13 protein-coding genes, 1 tRNA gene and 1 other RNA gene are annotated in these 16,525 nt (G+C 59.9%); 11 read left to right on the forward strand and 4 right to left on the reverse strand.

Going from position 1 to position 16,525, the window contains the following annotated elements; translation table 11 throughout:
* Positions 1-235: 235 nt before the first annotated feature.
* The 5 genes from C3F38_RS19470 (at position 236) to yejF (ending at position 7,459) form a co-directional block, all read left to right on the forward strand.
* Complete coding sequence (locus tag C3F38_RS19470) at positions 236-1,819, forward strand: cyclic di-GMP phosphodiesterase (protein WP_038876302.1); 1,584 nt, start codon at positions 236-238, stop codon at positions 1,817-1,819.
* 93 nt (positions 1,820-1,912) lie between these two features.
* Positions 1,913-3,724 (forward strand): extracellular solute-binding protein, encoded by a 1,812-nt coding sequence (locus tag C3F38_RS19475; RefSeq protein ID WP_055316180.1) that lies wholly within the window; start codon positions 1,913-1,915, stop codon positions 3,722-3,724.
* 9 nt (positions 3,725-3,733) lie between these two features.
* A complete protein-coding gene (locus C3F38_RS19480) occupies positions 3,734-4,825 on the forward strand; it encodes a microcin C ABC transporter permease YejB (protein WP_048234471.1) in 1,092 nt (363 codons plus the stop codon).
* Positions 4,822-5,847, forward strand: coding sequence for an ABC transporter permease (locus C3F38_RS19485; RefSeq protein ID WP_055316178.1), 1,026 nt, complete (start codon positions 4,822-4,824; stop codon positions 5,845-5,847). The genes C3F38_RS19480 and C3F38_RS19485 overlap by 4 nt, the downstream gene beginning before the upstream one ends.
* 1 nt (position 5,848) lies before the next feature.
* Positions 5,849-7,459: a microcin C ABC transporter ATP-binding protein YejF gene (gene yejF, locus C3F38_RS19490; RefSeq protein ID WP_047730238.1), complete on the forward strand. Its 1,611-nt coding sequence runs from the start codon at positions 5,849-5,851 to the stop codon at positions 7,457-7,459.
* Positions 7,460-7,468: 9 nt separating this feature from the next.
* On the opposite strand, the gene C3F38_RS19495 is transcribed toward yejF, so the two are convergent.
* The 3 genes from C3F38_RS19495 to rsuA form a co-directional block, all read right to left on the reverse strand.
* A complete protein-coding gene (locus tag C3F38_RS19495) occupies positions 7,469-7,813 on the reverse strand; it encodes a YejG family protein (RefSeq protein WP_047730237.1) in 345 nt (114 codons plus the stop codon).
* 594 nt (positions 7,814-8,407) lie between these two features.
* Positions 8,408-9,604 (reverse strand): Bcr/CflA family multidrug efflux MFS transporter, encoded by a 1,197-nt coding sequence (locus C3F38_RS19500; protein ID WP_055316175.1) that lies wholly within the window; start codon positions 9,602-9,604, stop codon positions 8,408-8,410.
* 41 nt (positions 9,605-9,645) lie between these two features.
* Positions 9,646-10,359 carry a 16S rRNA pseudouridine(516) synthase RsuA gene (gene rsuA / locus C3F38_RS19505; protein ID WP_055316172.1) on the reverse strand — a complete coding sequence of 238 codons (714 nt, stop codon included), beginning with the start codon at positions 10,357-10,359 and terminating at the stop codon, positions 9,646-9,648.
* A gap of 318 nt (positions 10,360-10,677) precedes the next feature.
* Here rsuA and C3F38_RS19510 point away from each other — a divergent pair, with 318 nt between their 5' ends.
* Together C3F38_RS19510 and rplY are read left to right on the forward strand one after the other, a co-directional pair.
* Positions 10,678-12,435: a DEAD/DEAH box helicase gene (locus C3F38_RS19510; protein ID WP_047730234.1), complete on the forward strand. Its 1,758-nt coding sequence runs from the start codon at positions 10,678-10,680 to the stop codon at positions 12,433-12,435.
* A gap of 162 nt (positions 12,436-12,597) precedes the next feature.
* Positions 12,598-12,882, forward strand: coding sequence for a 50S ribosomal protein L25 (gene rplY, locus C3F38_RS19515; RefSeq protein ID WP_019453645.1), 285 nt, complete (start codon positions 12,598-12,600; stop codon positions 12,880-12,882).
* Positions 12,883-12,966: 84 nt separating this feature from the next.
* Here rplY and yejK read toward each other — a convergent pair whose 3' ends face one another.
* Positions 12,967-13,974, reverse strand: coding sequence for a nucleoid-associated protein YejK (gene yejK / locus C3F38_RS19520; RefSeq protein WP_047730233.1), 1,008 nt, complete (start codon positions 13,972-13,974; stop codon positions 12,967-12,969).
* A 211-nt stretch (positions 13,975-14,185) separates the two neighbouring features.
* Here yejK and C3F38_RS19525 point away from each other — a divergent pair, with 211 nt between their 5' ends.
* The 4 genes from C3F38_RS19525 (at position 14,186) to C3F38_RS19540 (ending at position 16,523) form a co-directional block, all read left to right on the forward strand.
* The gene (locus C3F38_RS19525) at positions 14,186-14,413 is read left to right on the forward strand and encodes a YejL family protein (RefSeq protein ID WP_004935782.1); all 228 of its coding nucleotides are present in this window, start codon (positions 14,186-14,188) and stop codon (positions 14,411-14,413) included.
* Between the two features lie 9 nt (positions 14,414-14,422).
* Entirely contained in the window at positions 14,423-16,204 is a 1,782-nt protein-coding gene (gene yejM / locus C3F38_RS19530) for an LPS biosynthesis-modulating metalloenzyme YejM (protein ID WP_047730232.1), read from the forward strand.
* 78 nt (positions 16,205-16,282) lie between these two features.
* A tRNA-Pro gene (locus C3F38_RS19535) sits at positions 16,283-16,359 on the forward strand.
* 34 nt (positions 16,360-16,393) lie between these two features.
* Positions 16,394-16,523, forward strand: a non-coding RNA gene (locus tag C3F38_RS19540) — RtT sRNA.
* The last annotated feature ends 2 nt before the right edge of the window (positions 16,524-16,525 follow it).

The raw sequence follows: 16,525 nt of genomic DNA on the forward strand, positions 1-16,525 counted from the left end.
GCCCTCGAGGAAAAACTCGCCTATTATCGTCAGATGACGGTAACGGCGCCCCGGCGTTATTTAAAACGTTTCCGCTTAGAATAGGCGCATTATATTTCTGTCGGCGACGCCGCGTATTTAAACGGCGCCGCCGGTTGGTACGGGATAAAAAGGCAAAAATGAAAAAAAAGCCGTTGGTACAATCCATTAACTGGCTGTGCATCCCCCCTGACGCCCTGTTGCAGAGGACTCGGTTATGGGCTTGAAAAGGGCTTTCGCCCGCAGCGTCTCTCACCGACAGCGCAGCCTGGCTAAAAGCGGCGTCGCCGCTCTGGTATTTTTTACGCTATTCACCGCGGTCACGCTTTCTTTGATCAACCACCAGCGCACGCAATATCAACATAAAGTCGAAGCGCGTACGCAAAAGTTCACGCTGGGTTATATCTCGCACCTGACGGCCGTGATGCAGCAAATGATACCGCTGCTGGACAAGCCTTGCCTCTCCAGCCAGTCGGACATTACCTACCAGGCAGCCTTTACCAGCGGCGTGCGCACCTTCCTGTTGGTGAAAGACGGCTACGCCTATTGCTCCTCCGCCACCGGCGACATAATGCTGCCGATGAAAAACCTCTATCAGGACATCGACTGGGATCTGCCTTTGGATCTCAAGCTGCAGCAGGGCACGCCGATCGTGCCAAATAAGCCGGCGGTTGCGGTTTGGCTGCGGCATCCCGGCGAGCAGGCCACCGGCATCCTCGCTACGCTGGACATCGATCTGATGCCCTATCTGCTGTTCACCTCGCACGACGAACAGGCGCCGGGCATCGCCATCGTGATGGGCAATCGCGCGCTGACCACCTTCAGCCCGAACCTGATGCCGATCGATCAGCTGCCGAAAAGCAAGGCGGATAACCTGACGCTGCCCAATCTGCCGTTGACCATCATGTTCTACAACGAGAAGCTGACGCCCAACGACATTCGCCTGACGCTGTTGGGCAGCCTGGTGCTGTCATTGATGATCGGCGTACTCTGCTACTACATGCTGCTGCTGCGGCAAAGCCCGGAGCGCGCACTGCTGCGCGGCATCAAGCGCAACGAGTTCTTTATCGAATACCAGCCGGTGTTCCACACCGACAGCAACAGCATCGGCGGGCTGGAAGCGCTGATCCGCTGGCAGCATCCGATCGAGGGCCGCATCCCGCCCGATGTCTTTATCCCCTACGCCGAAAGCAACGGGCTGATCGTGCCGCTTACCCGCCAGCTGTTCAGGCTGATCGCCGAAGATGCGCCGCAGCTTGCCAAAGCGCTGCCACGGGGAGGTAAAGTCGGCCTCAACATCTCCCCTGCCCACCTTAGCGCACCGTCGTTCCACCAGGACGTGTATGAACTGTTGGCGCAGCTGCCGGGCGATTACTTCACGCTGGTGTTTGAAATCACCGAGCGCGGCATGGTGGAAGAAGAGAGCGCGCTGGCGGAGTTTGACTGGCTGCACAAACAGGGCATCGAGATCGCGGTAGACGATTTTGGCACCGGGCACAGCGCGTTGATCTATCTTGAGCGCTTCACCATGGATTACCTGAAGATCGACCGTGGCTTCGTCAACACCATCGGCCAGGACACGGTCACCGCGCCGGTGCTGGATGCGGTGATCTCGCTGGCGAAAAAGCTGAAAATGCTGACGGTGGCCGAAGGCGTCGAAACCGCCGAGCAGATGCAGTTCCTGCAAGAACACGGTGTCAACTTCATGCAGGGATACTACTTCAGCAAGCCGCTGAGCATCGACAATTTCGTCGCCTACTGCAATGCTCATCAGGTCTTTGATTATCAGGCAAAAAAATAGTTAATCTTTAAGCATCTTTACCCTGCGCTCACCCGAAGAATGTTATGCTGGGCGCAGGTTGTACTTTATTCCACAGCAGGAGCTTACCGTCCGATGTCCGTGCGCATTTTCGCTGCTCTGGTGCTCTCGGCACTGAGCTTCGGTCTGCAGGCCGAAGCCCTCAACGAAAGCTACGCTTTCGCCCTTCTCGGTGAACCGAAATACGCCACCGACTTCAGCCATTTCGACTACGTCAACCCGGCGGCGCCCAAGGGCGGCGACGTGCGCCTGGCGGCCATCGGCACCTACGATAACTTCAACCGCTTCGCTACTCGGGGCGTGCCCGGCGAGCGCACGGATCAACTTTACGACACGCTGTTCGCAACGTCCGACGACGAACCCGGCAGCTTTTATCCGCTGATTGCCGAATCGGCGCGCTTCCCGGCCGACATGCGTTGGGTGGAAGTGGATATCAACGCCCGCGCGCGTTTCCACGACGGCAGCCCGATCACCGCCGCCGACGTGGCCTTCACCTTCAGCAAATTCATGGCCGAGGGCGTGCCGCAGTTTCGCTCCTACTACAAAGGCGTCACGGTCAAAGCCATCTCTCGGTTGACGGTGCGCATTGAATTCCCGCAGCCGAACAAAGAAGCGATGCTGTCGTTATTCGGCAGCCTGCCTATTCTCCCGGCCGCCTTTTGGCAAAACCATAAGCTCAACGAGCCGCTCAACACGCCGCCGCTGGCCAGCGGCCCGTATAAAATCGGCGATTATCGCCTCGGCCAGTACATCACCTATCAACGGGTGCGCGACTACTGGGCCGCCAACCTGCCGGTGAACCGCGGCCGCTATAACTTCGACAGCATTCGCTACGATTATTATCTGGACGATAAAGTGGCGCTGGAAGCGTTCAAGGCCGGCGCTTACGATTTCCGCATCGAGCCGTCGCCCAAGAGCTGGGCCACTCAGTATCAGGGCGGCAACTTCGCGCGCAACTACATCATCAAACAGGACGAGACCAACCAGGCGGCGCAAAACACCCGCTGGCTGGCGTTCAACATCCAAAAACCGCTGTTTGCCGACCCGCGCGTGCGCGAGGCGATCACCCTGGCTTTCGACTTTAACTGGATGAACAAGGCGCTGTATTACAACGCCTATCAACGCGCCGACAGCTATTTCCAAAACACCGCCTACGCCGCCCGCGGCTATCCGGACGCCGCCGAACTGGCGCTGCTGGCGCCGCTCAAAGGCCAGGTGCCGCCGGAGGTGTTCACCAGCATCTATCAACCGCCCGCCTCCGACGGCAGCGGCAACGATCGGCAAAATCTGCTGAAGGCGACCCAACTGTTGAAAGAGGCCGGTTGGGTGGTCAAAAATCAAAAGTTGGTCAACGCCAAAACCGGCCAGCCGTTCGCCTTTGAGCTGATGCTGCTGAGCGGCAGCAACTTCCAGTACGTGTTGCCGTTCCGCCACAACCTGCAGCGGTTGGGCATCGATATGGCAATCCGCGAGATCGACGCCTCGCAATATACGCGCCGCATGCGCGAACGCGACTTCGATATGATGCCGACGGTGTACATGGCGATGCCGTTCCCCACCGCCAATTTACGCATCATTTGGGATTCGGAGTACATCAACTCCAGCTATAACACCCCCGGCGTCAAAGACCCGGCGGTCGACAGCCTGGTCAGGCAAATCGCTGAGCATCAGGGAGACGAAAAAGCGCTGCTGCCGCTCGGCCGCGCGTTGGATCGGGTGTTGACCTGGAACCGCTACATGCTGCCGATGTGGTACTCCAACCACGATCGCTACGCCTATTGGGACAAGTTCTCCACGCCGCCGATCCGCCCGGCCTATGCGATCGGCTTCGATAACTGGTGGTACGACGTCAACAAGGCGGCGCGTTTACCGGCTCAACGGCAATAAGGAGTCGGAATGGCGGCCTATCTGATACGCAGACTGTTACTGGTGATCCCCACGCTGTGGGCGATCATCACCATCAACTTTTTTATCGTGCAAGTTGCCCCCGGCGGCCCGGTCGATCAGGCCATCGCCGCCATTGAGCTGGGGCATGGCAGCGGTTTTGGCGGCGGCGGCGCAGGTGAGGGCCTGGGGCATGCCCGGGCGGGCATCGCGGCAGGCGACGGCCAATACCGCGGTTCACGCGGCCTGGATCCGGAGGTGATCGCCGAGATCACAAAACGCTACGGCTTCGACAAACCGCTGCACGAACGCTACTTCACCATGCTGTGGAACTATATGCGCTTCGACTTCGGCGACAGCCTGTTTCGCGGCGCTTCGGTGATGCAGCTGATCGGCCAGAGCCTGCCGGTCTCCATCACGCTGGGCCTTTGGAGCACGCTGATCATCTACCTGGTGTCGATCCCGCTCGGCATCCGCAAGGCCGTCCACAACGGCAGCGCGTTCGATACCTGGAGCAGCACGCTGATCATCATCGGCTACGCCATTCCGGCTTTCCTGTTCGCCATCCTGATGATTGTACTGTTCGCCGGCGGCAGCTACCTGGACTGGTTCCCGCTGCGCGGCCTGGTGTCCAGCAACTTCGACACCCTCTCGTGGCCGGCGAAGATCGCCGACTACCTGTGGCACATCACCCTGCCGGTGCTGGCGACGGTGATCGGCGGCTTCGCCACCCTGACCATGCTGACCAAGAACTCGTTCCTCGACGAGATCCGCAAGCAGTACGTCACCACCGCCCGCGCCAAAGGGCTGGATGAGAAAAAAATCCTCTACCGCCACGTGTTCCGCAACGCCATGCTGCTGGTGATCGCCGGTTTTCCGGCCACCTTTATCAGCATGTTCTTCACCGGCTCGCTGCTGATAGAAGTCATGTTCTCGCTCAACGGCCTGGGGCTGCTGGGCTACGACGCCACGCTGCAGCGCGACTACCCGGTGATGTTCGGCACGCTGTATATCTTCACCCTGATCGGCCTGCTGTTGAATATCCTCAGCGATATCACCTACACCCTGGTCGATCCGCGCATTGACTTCGAGGCCCGCCAATGAGCCGCCTTAGCCCGATCAACCAGGCGCGCTGGGCGCGTTTTCGCCGCAACCGCCGCGGCTACTGGTCGCTGTGGATCTTCTTGGTGCTGTTCACCCTGAGCCTGGCCGCCGATCTGATCGCCAACGACAAACCGCTGTTGGTGCGTTATGAAGGCCGGTTGTACCTGCCGTTTATGATTAACTACAGCGAAACCGCCTTCGGCGGCGAGCTGAACACCGAAGCCGACTATCAGGATCCGTTCGTACAGCAGCAGATCGAACGGCACGGCTGGGCGGTTTGGGCGCCGATCCGCTTCAGCTACGACACCATCAACTTCGCCACCGAGGTGCCCTTCCCCTCGCCGCCTTCGCGCCACAACCTGCTCGGCACCGACAGCAACGGCGGCGACGTGCTCGCTCGTGTTCTGTACGGTTTTCGCATCTCGATGCTGTTCGGCCTGGCGTTGACGCTGTTTTCCAGCCTGATCGGCGTGTGCGTCGGCGCAACCCAGGGGTATTACGGCGGGCGTTTAGATCTGTGGGGGCAACGCTTTATCGAAGTGTGGTCGGGCATGCCGACGCTGTTTCTGATCATTCTGCTGTCGAGTATCGTCCAGCCCAATTTCTGGTGGCTGCTCGGCATCACCATCCTGTTCGGCTGGATGAGCCTGGTGGGGGTGGTGCGCGCCGAATTCCTACGCACCCGCAATTTTGACTACATCCGCGCCGCGCGCGCCATGGGCGTACCGGATCGGGTGATCATGTCCCGCCATATGCTGCCCAACGCCATGGTGGCGACGCTGACCTTCCTGCCGTTTATCCTGTGCGGCTCGATCACCACCCTGACGTCGCTCGATTTCCTCGGTTTCGGTCTGCCGATCGGTTCGCCGTCGCTCGGCGAGCTGCTGCTGCAAGGCAAAAACAATCTGCAGGCGCCGTGGCTCGGCATCACCGCCTTCCTGGTCTTGGCGGTGCTGCTGTCGTTATTAATCTTTATCGGCGAAGCGGTGCGCGACGCCTTTGACCCCAGCAAGGCGCATTGATATGGCCACTCCTTTGCTCGCTATTCAGGATCTCAGCATCGCCTTCCGCCAGGGCGACACCGTCACGCCGGTGGTCAACGAACTCTCGCTGCAAATCGCGCCGGCGGAAACGCTGGCGCTGGTGGGGGAATCCGGCTCCGGCAAAAGCGTCACCGCCCTGTCGATACTGCGCCTGCTGCCCGCGCCGCCGGTGGTTTATCCTGCCGGCGATATCCTGTTCAACGGCGACTCGTTGCTGCATGCGCCGGAAGCGGCGCTGCGCAAGGTGCGCGGCAATCAGATCGCGATGATCTTTCAGGAACCGATGGTGTCGCTTAACCCGCTGCACACCATAGAAAAACAGCTCGCGGAAGTGCTGATGCTGCACCGCGGCCTGCGGCGCGAAGCCGCGCGCGCAGAGATCGTCGAATGCCTGGAGCGCGTCGGCATCCGTCAGGCCAAAAGCCGGCTGCAGGATTACCCGCATCAGCTGTCCGGCGGTGAACGCCAACGGGTGATGATCGCCATGGCGGTGTTGACCCGCCCGAAACTGCTGATCGCCGACGAGCCCACCACCGCGCTCGACGTCACTATCCAGGCGCAGATCCTGACGCTGCTGCAAGAGCTGAAGCAGGAGATGGGCATGGGGCTGTTGTTCATCACCCATAACCTGAATATCGTGCGCCGCCTGGCGGACAACGTGGCGGTGATGCGTCAGGGGCGCTGCATAGAGCAAAACGGCCGTGCGCAGCTGTTCAGCCGGCCGCAGCATCCTTACACGCAGCAGCTGCTGGCCGCCGAGGACGTCGGTGAACCGCTGCCGCTGCCTGCTGCGGCCAACGGGCGCCCCGGCGACGAGCGGCCGCTGCTCAAGGTGGAAAATCTGCAGGTGCGCTTCCCCATCCGCCGCGGCCTGCTGCGCCGCACGGTGGATTATCACTATGCATTGAAATCATTGAGTTTCGAGCTGCGCGCCGGGGAAAGCGTGGGGCTGGTGGGGGAATCCGGCTCGGGTAAAAGCACCACCGGGCTGGCGCTGCTGCGCCTGTTGGCCTCACAGGGCGCCATCTGGTTCGACGGCGAACCGCTGCACCCGCTCACGATGAAGCAGATGCTGCCCTACCGCAGCCGGATGCAAATCGTCTTCCAGGATCCCTACTCCGCCCTGAACCCGCGCCTGAACGTGCAGCAAATCATCGCCGAAGGGCTGGAAGTGCACCAGCGACTTAGCGCAGAGCAGCGGGAACAGCGCGTGATAGAAGTGTTGCAGGAAGTCGGCCTGGATCCACAGCTGCGCCATCGCTATCCCACCGAGTTTTCCGGCGGGCAGCGCCAGCGTATCGCCATCGCGCGCGCGCTGATCCTGCAGCCGCAGCTGCTGATCCTCGACGAGCCGACCTCTTCGCTGGATAAATCGGTGCAGGCGCAGATCCTGACGCTGCTGAAATCGCTGCAGCAACGCCACCGGCTGGCTTATCTGTTCATCAGCCATGACCTGCAGGTGGTGCGTTCGCTATGCCACCAGGTCATCGTGTTGCGACAGGGAGAAGTGGTTGAACAGGGAGACTGCCGGGCGATTTTCGCGGCGCCCGCCGCCGACTATACCCGTCAACTGCTGCAGTTGGCGGATTAGCGGCGAATGCTAGAAGGGGTATTGCGCGCTGAGCGGCTCGGCGATCGCGGCGCCGACGTTTTTCAGGCGGCACATGGTGGCGCTCTCGTCGCTGCGCTGCACGAACAGGCAAGGCTCCCCTTCCCATTCGACGATCGCGCAGTCGACCTGAATCTCCTGCAGCGACAGATTGAGCTGTTGCATTACCTGCCAGGCCTCGGCCCCTTCATGGCTGAGTAACTTCAGCCCTATCAGGTTGTTATCTTCGTCTATTCCGTTAAACGGAATCGGTTCTACCTTTACGCCGGTGAAACCGGATAGCCAACGATAACTTTGCGGCAAGCGATGCACTACCGAAAGTTGGATATTCTCCACATGAAATCCCTAGATTGAAAAGGTGAAACACTTTTACCTGACAGGGTTACTAAGTTATAGCCGCTGACTCCCGACTCTGCCGCGCACAAATGTTATTTAAATGTAAATTTTGCCGCTAGCCATTAACCAGACCCCGTGCTTGCCGATGCCGTGCCATTTTTTGGCGCGCCGTGCGGTGTTATTTCACGGCATTTTGCGACTCAGCTCGCATTTTTGCGTTATATGTAACCCTTTCGCGCAGCGATCTCAACTCTTTTTTCTTGCAATGCGACTACTTTTCCGTCGCCATATTTTTACAATGAAGAAACATTTGGCCCACCACGTTAGCGCAGCCTACCCTGCTAATGCCTTGATTTACATCAATCCTAATACAAACCACCCGCCGCGCTCAGCCGGCAGAACGCCGCGCCTCCCGGGGAATAATGGGTGGTGCGGCGACGGAGTTTTTTAACAAAAAGCACACAGATGAGAAAATGGCCAATTGATTAGCTTACGTATATTTAGCAACAAAATTTTCATTGCCAGTTGCACCCTGAAATGGCATGGCGCAACCCTATGACGATGCGGGGCGACACGCCCCGAATCGGGAGAACGTCAGGCCGCGCGATCGCGCGGCCGGCTGGCGTAAAGATAAAACAGCACCGCCACGATGCTGCACAGCGCCATTGAGGTAACCATGGGCCACGCGCTTTTACCCGGCGCCATCGACAGGACCGCCCCCACCAGCGCGCCGATGCTGAAGCGCAACGTGCCGGCCAGGGAAGACGCGGTGCCCGCCATATGCGGGAAGTCATCCAGGATCACCGCCATGGCGTTGGAGGAGATCATCGAGATGCACCCCAGATAGACCGCAACGCCGATCACCAGCGCCCAGAAGCCCAGGCCGACGGCGCTCACCGCCACCAGCCACAGCCCCATCGCCAGCTGTACCAACAGCCCCAGCTTGAACATCTTGACCGCGCCGAACCGCCGCACGTTGCGGCTGTTGATCAGCGTCGTCAGGAACAGGAAGACGATGTTCAGCGCAAAATAGTAACCGAAATGCTGCGGCGAAACGTGGTTCAGTTCGATGTAGACGAACGGCCCGGCGCTGAGGAACGAGAACATGCCCGCAAACGAGAAGGCGCTGGCGAGCATGTAGCTCAGCACCCGCTTATGGCGGAACAGCGAACCGAAGTTGCCCAGCGTGGTGCGCAGGTGGAACCGCTGTCGCCGCTCTTTCGGCAGCGTCTCCTTGATGAACAGGGCCACCAGCAGTGAACCGATCAACGCCGCGGCGCCCATGGTCCAAAAGATGGCGTGCCAGCTGAACCACAGCAACAGCGCACCGCCGATCATCGGCGCCAGCAGCGGCGCGATGGTCATCACCAGAATGACGAACGACATCATGCGCGAGAACTCATCCTTGGTGAACATATCGCGCATCAGGGCATTGATCACCACGCTGGCGGCCGCCGCCGCCAGGCCATGCAGGAAACGTAATCCGATCAGCTGATCGATCGACTGCGCCATGGCGCAGGCGCAACCGGCGATGGCGAAGATCAGCGTTCCCCACAGGATCACCGGCTTGCGGCCGAGGCTGTCCGACATTGGCCCATAGAACAGCTGCCCGAAGGCAAAGCCGAGCATATAGGCGCTGAGGGTCATCTGCACGCTGCCGGACTCGACGCCAAACTGGGCGGCGATCACCGGCATACTGGGCAGGTACATGTCGATGGCCAACGGCATCAACATGGACAACAGGCCCAGAATGAAAATCAAACCGAGATGAGAGGTTCGGTTCTGTTGCACGTTCCACGACTCCTTAATCGGCCGCAATCAATGATCGGTTTTCAGTCCTGCAGGTGCGGCGCGCCCACGCTGGCGATCTCTTCTTCGGTCAGTGGGCGGTATTCGCCCGGCGCCAGATCGTCATCCAGCACGATGGCGCCGATGCGCTCACGGTGCAACTCGATCACCCGGTTGCCGACGGCAGCGAACATCCGCTTCACCTGGTGGTAGCGCCCTTCGCTGAGGGTCAGGCGCACCACGCGCGCGTCAACCGGCTCCAGCGTCGCCGGGCGCGTCAGGTCTTTCTCGTTGTGCAGCTGCACCCCTTCGGCGAAACGCTGCGCGGTGTCTTCCGCCAACGGGTGCTCCAGCGTCACCAGATAGGTTTTCTCGCAGTGGTGGCGCGGCGACGTGACGCGGTGCGACCACTGGCCGTCGTCGGTCATCAACACCAGCCCAGTGGTGTCGATATCCAGCCGTCCGGCGGCGTGCAGCTTGTACGCGACCGGTTCATCGAGAAAATACAGCACCGTCGGATGATCGGGATCGTCGGTGGAGCAGACGTAGCCCTGCGGTTTGTTGAGCATGAAATAGCGCGGGCCGTTCTGCTGCTGCAGAGGATTGCCGTCGAACGCCACTTCTTGCTCCGGGGTCAGTTTGATCGCCCCGCTCTTCACTACCTCACCGTCCACGGTGACGCGTTTAGCCCGAAGTTCGCGCGCGACCAGCGCACGGCTGATGCCTAACTGCTGAGATAAAAACTTGTCCAATCGCATGGGATCTGCTTTGCCTGTCGTTGTTATGATCGCATTGATCGTATTGCCAAAATATGACGCCCGCCGTTGCACCGGGTGCAAATGGCAGGTTCAGGGGGGGAATCGCGTGGGGGAACAGCGATTGCTGTCACACGAGTATAGCGGCACAACGCGTTGCCCGACAGAGGTAATTTTCACGCTCCTCGCACCGCGCGCGCACAGAAGGCATAATAATAGAAATTTTTCGGCTGTCCGGGGAGTAGAATGTCACGGTTTCTGTGGGAGCAGCGGTGACAAAGCCGCTTCCCGACGGCCCATCCCAACCCACGGCGTTCATTTATGGCCTTTACCCTACGCCCCTACCAACTGGAAGCGGTCGAAGCCACCATCAATCATTTCCGGCGGCATCCCGAACCGGCGCTGATCGTGCTGCCGACCGGCGCCGGCAAAAGCCTGGTGATCGCCGAGCTGGCGAAGCGCGCCCGCGGGCGGGTGCTGGTGTTGGCGCACGTCAAGGAACTGGTGGCGCAAAACCACGCCAAATACTGCGCCTACGGCCTGGAAGCGGACATCTTCGCCGCCGGCCTGCAGCAGAAAGAGAGCGCCGGCAAGGTGGTGTTCGGCAGCGTGCAGTCGGTGGCGCGCAACCTGCCGCTGTTCGACGGCGCCTTTTCGCTGCTGATCGTCGATGAATGCCACCGCATCAGCGACGACGACGACAGCCAGTACCAGCAAATCATCCAGCATTTGCAGAAAACCAACCCGCAGCTGCGGCTGCTGGGGCTGACCGCCACGCCCTATCGCTTGGGCAAGGGCTGGATTTACCAGTATCACTACCACGGCTTCACCCGCGGCGACGGCGCCAGCCTGTTTCGCGACTGCATCTACGAGCTGCCGCTGCGCTATATGATTAAGAACGGCTTCCTGGTGCCGCCTGAGCGGCTGGACATGCCGATCGTGCAGTACGATTTCAGCCGGCTGGAAGCCAGAAGCAACGGCCTGTTCAGCGAAGCGGATCTGAACCGCGAGCTGAAGCGGCAAAACCGCGTCACGCCGCACATCATCAGCCAGATTGTGGAGTACGCCGAAGACCGCAAAGGGGTGATGATCTTCGCCGCCACCGTCGAGCACGCCCGCGAGATCCACGGCCTGCTGCCGACCGGCGAGGCCGCGCTGGTCAGCGCCGAAACGCCGGCCGCCGAGCGCGATGCGCTGATCGAGGCGTTCAAACAGCAGCGTCTGCGCTATCTGGTCAACGTCGCGGTATTGACCACCGGCTTCGACGCGCCGCACGTCGATCTGATCGCGATCCTGCGCCCGACCGAGTCCGTCAGCCTGTATCAGCAGATCGTCGGCCGCGGGCTGCGGCTGGCGCCCGGCAAGGAGGATTGCCTGATCCTCGACTACGCCGGCAACCCGCACGACCTGTTCACGCCGGAGGTCGGCGTCAGCAAGCCGCACGGCGACAGTCAACCGGTGCAGGTGTTCTGCCCGGCCTGCGGCTTCGCCAACCTGTTCTGGGGCAAGTGCACCGAAAACGGCGACATTATCGAGCACTACGGCCGCCGCTGTCAGGGCTGGCTGGAGGACGACGACGGCCACCGCGAGCAGTGCGATTACCGCTTCCGGTTCAAGAGCTGCCCGCACTGCGGCGCGGAGAACGACATCGCCGCGCGCCGCTGCCATCAGTGCCAGGAGGTTCTGGTCGATCCCGACGACATGCTGAAAGCGGCGCTGAAGCTGAAAGACGCGCTGGTGCTGCGCTGCGGCGGCATGGAGCTGCAAAGCGGCCGCGACGACAAGGGCGAATGGCTGAAAGCCACCTATTACGACGAGGACGGCACCAGCACCAGCGAGCGCTTCCGCCTGCAGACGCCGGCGCAGCGCAAAGCGTTCGAGATGCTGTTCCTGCGCCCGCATCAGCGCGCGCCGGGCGTGCCGTTCGCCTGGCACACCGCCGCCGACGTGCTGGCGCAACAGCAGGCGCTGCGCCATCCGGATTTCGTGGTGGCGCGCAAACGCGGGCAGTTTTGGCAGGTGCGCGAGAAAGTGTTCGATTATCAAGGCCGTTTCCGCCGCGCCAATCAATTGGCCTGAGCCAACTGTCCCCAACCTGGGCAGGTTTTCGTTGCCCTGCGGGCGGCTTTCCGTTAAAATGCCGCGCGCTTTACCTGGGCCTGCCCAGCGTTAAAGCGGGTTTCCGAACTTGCTACTTGGGTCGCCTGTAGCAGGGTAAATTTTCTTTTAAGAGAAAAAACAATGTTCACTATCAATGTAGAAGTACGTAAAGACCAGGGTAAAGGTGCGAGCCGCCGCCTGCGTGCAGCAAACAAATTCCCAGCTATCGTTTACGGTGGCAAAGAAGCTGCAGTTTCCATCGAATTGGACCATGATTCTGTTAAGAACATGGAAGCTAAACCAGAATTCTACAGCGAAGCAGTAACTCTGGTTATCGACGGTAAAGAAACCAAAGTTAAGGTTCAGGCTGTACAGCGTCACCCGTTCAAGCCAAAACTGGCTCACATCGACTTCGTTCGCGTTTAATCGCTACGTTTTCGAACCTTTCGGGACGCCGAAATAAAGAACGCCGCAATTGCGGCGTTTTTTATTGTCTGCGATTCGGCAAGCTTACTTGCCGCTGCCGGTCCGGCGCTGCAGCTGATCGCGCAGGTTCGGCGGCGTGCCTTTGATGGTCAGCGTGTCGGTGGCCGCATCCCAGAAAATGCGCTCGCCCAGCAGCATGGCGTCGAAGTTCAGGCTGATGCCGCCGCCGCTGCCGGCGAATTTGGTCAGCTGCCGCAGCGTGCCGCGATCCGCCGGGAAGCTCTCTTCCAGCTCATACCCTTGCTCGCTGGAGAACTGCATGAAGTCTTTCTCACCGACCGGCGACAGCTCCTGCGACAGCGCCTGCAGTTCAATCTCTTCGCCCGCCTGCAGCTGTTCGTTGCAATAGCTGTACACCTGCTGGCGCACCGACTGGCGCTCGTTCTTGTCCAGCTGCGCATCGGCGCAATAGTCGTCTACCGCCTGCAGCAGCCCGCGGTTTTGCGCCTTGGTGTCCAACCCTTCGGACGCCGCCAGGAAGTCCATGAAGAAGTCAGCGACCTTGCGGCCCACGCGCCCGCGCAGGAAGGTCAGGTAGCGGGTCGATTCCGGGTTGGTTTCCCACTCGGTCAGATCGATGCGCGCAACGATATCGGCGTTGTTGATGTCCAGATAGTGCGTGGTGTTGATATCCAGCTCTTCGTTGACGCGCATGCTGTTACGGCTGTTCAACACCGCGATCAGCAAGTACTCCACCGCCAGATAGCGGTATTGGCCGAACAGTACCACGCCGCCTTCGGCGAACGGATACTTCGCCAGTTCGTCGCGTAAGCGGCCGGTCGCCGCGCGGCTGAAGGCCAGAAAGTCTTTATCGTCCTTGCGGCAGGTGCGCAGCGCTTCCGCCAGTTCGCTGCCTTCGTTGAACAGGCCTAAGGCCTTGCTCTTGGCGCTGTAGACGCGATGCAGTTCCGCCATCATTTCTTCCACCGCCGCGTTGGTGGGAAGCAAGGAATCGCGCAGCACCACGTCCAGCGTTTGCTCGTCGCGTTTCACCAACTGATGCAGAGCGATCTGGTCGATATCCAGACTCATGGTAAATCCTCCTGTTCTTTAGGCGCGTATTCAAACACTGAAGGCCCCGCCCTGCAATACTAAAAAACCGCGGCAAACCGGAAAGGCGCAGCGAGGGGCCGCCCCGGCGCGGGCAAACGATTTCCCGAATGACAGGAAGTGATAAAAGAGCGGAAAATCACTGTCCTATACGGTAAGATAGGGCACTTTGCAGATTACTAAGCGCAATTTTATGCCACAATCATCCCGTTACAGTGACGAACACGTTGAACAACTGCTCTCAGAGCTGGTCAATGTTCTGGAAAAACACCATACCCCCACCGATCTTTCCCTGATGGTGCTGGGCAACATGGTCACTAATTTGATCAACACCAGCGTTGCCCCCGCGCAGCGGAAAACCCTGGCAAGATCGTTCGCGGAAGCCCTGCAGGCTTCTGTCCGTGAAGATAAAGCGCATTAATATTGACTTATGGTGACAAACCGTCAGCGTTATCGTGAAAAAGTCTCCCAGATGATCAGCTGGGGGCACTGGTTCGCCTTATTCAACATTCTGCTCGCCCTTGGGCTGGGTAGCCGCTACCTGTTTGTCACCGACTGGCCCGCTTCCCTGCTGGGCCGCGTCTATGCCCTGGTCAGCCTGCTGGGGCATTTCAGCTTTATCGTGTTCGCCGGCTATTTGCTGGTGATCTTCCCGCTCACCTTCGTGGTGATGTCGCAGCGGCTGCTGCGATTTATTTCCGCCACGCTGGCCACCGCCGGGCTCACGCTGTTGCTGGTCGACAGCGAAGTGTTCTCCCATTTCCACCTGCACCTCAATCCGGTGGTGTGGGATCTGGTGGTCAACCCGGACCAAAGCGAGCTTTCGCGCGACTGGCAGCTGATGTTTATCTGTGTGCCGGTGATCTTCCTGGTGGAGATGCTGTTCGGCACCTGGAGCTGGCAGAAGCTGCGCAGCCTGAATCGCCGCCGTTTCGGCAAGCCGCTGGCGGCGCTGTTTATCAGCGCCTTTTTCGCGTCGCACCTGATTTATATCTGGGCCGACGCCAACTTCTATCGCCCGATCACCATGCAGCGGGCCAACCTGCCGCTCTCGTACCCGATGACCGCGCGCAAGTTCCTCGAAAAACACGGCCTGCTTGACCAGCAAGAGTATGAGCGCCGCCTGGTGCAACAAGGCAACCCGGAAGCGGTGGCGGTGGAATATCCGCTCAGCGATCTCAGCTACGGCGATAAAGGCAGCGGCTATAACCTGCTGATGATCGTGGTAGACGGCATTCGCGCCAAAGACGTGGCGCAAGACATGCCGGCGCTGACGCGCTTCGCCCAGGAAAACGTGCGTTTCAGCGATCATTACAGTTCAGGCAACCATGCCGATACCGGGCTGTTCGGCCTGTTCTACGGCATTTCCCCGACCTATCTGGACAGCGTGCTCGCCGGGCGCAAGCCGTCGGCGCTGATCAATGCGCTCAGCGATCAGGGCTACCAGCTGGGGCTGTTCTCCTCCGACGGCTTCAACGCCAGCCTGTACCGTCAGGCCCTGTTGACCGACTTCTCGCTGCCGACGCCGGCGCCGCAAAGCGACGCGCAAACCACGCAGCAATGGCAGCGCTGGCTGACGGATCAGGGCGATAAAGAGCCGTGGTTCTCCTATATCAACTTCAGCGGCGCCGAGCCGGCCGAAGGTGCCAAAACCCCGGCGCCGGCCGACTTTATCCAGCGCTATCGTACCGGCGCGCAAGACGTGGACGCCCAGATAGCCCGGGTGCTGGACACCCTGAAACAGCGCAGCCTGCTGGACAAAACCGTGGTGGTGATCACCGCCGAGCACGGCGTCGAATTCAACGACAGCGGCAAAGGCCAATGGGGGGCCGGCAACGGCTTCAACCAGGCGCAGCTGCAGGTACCGTTGGTGATCCACTGGCCGGGCACCCCGGCCCAGACCATCAGCAAGCTGACCGGCCATAACGACGTGATGCGCACCCTGATGCAACGGTTGCTGCACGTGAAGACCGCGCCGAAAGATTATTCGCAGGGCGAAGATCTGTTCACCGCCCAGCGCCGCAACAACTGGATCGCCACCGGCGATGGCAATCAGCTGGTGATCACCACGCCGACGCAGACGCTGATGCTGGACAACAGCGGCAACTATCGCGTCTACGATCACAACGGCGATGAAATAAAAGACGAGAAACCGCAGCTTGCTCTGTTGCTGCAGGTGCTGACCGATGTAAAACGCTTTATCGCCAACTAACTGCTTAAAACTAAAGCAATCAAGTGGCGAGGCGCTTGCATTAACATCGGGAATCGGTAGTATGAATTTTCATAGCGTCGGCATGTAGCGCAGCCTGGTAGCGCACCGTCATGGGGTGTCGGGGGTCGGAGGTTCGAATCCTCTCATGCCGACCAAATTTAAGAAAACCTGCTGTTACAGCAGGTTTTTTTTCGTCTGCACACTGAGAGGATGAGAATCTCCGAAGGAGGTTTGAGCCGAGCGCAGTGAGACCACGTTGCTTTAGCAACGGCCCGCAGGGCAAGCATCGAAGATGCGCATAATCCTCTCATGCCGACCAAA

It is taken from the genome of Serratia sp. SSNIH1 (genome assembly GCF_002935055.1).
GTDB lineage: Bacteria > Pseudomonadota > Gammaproteobacteria > Enterobacterales > Enterobacteriaceae > Serratia > Serratia nevei.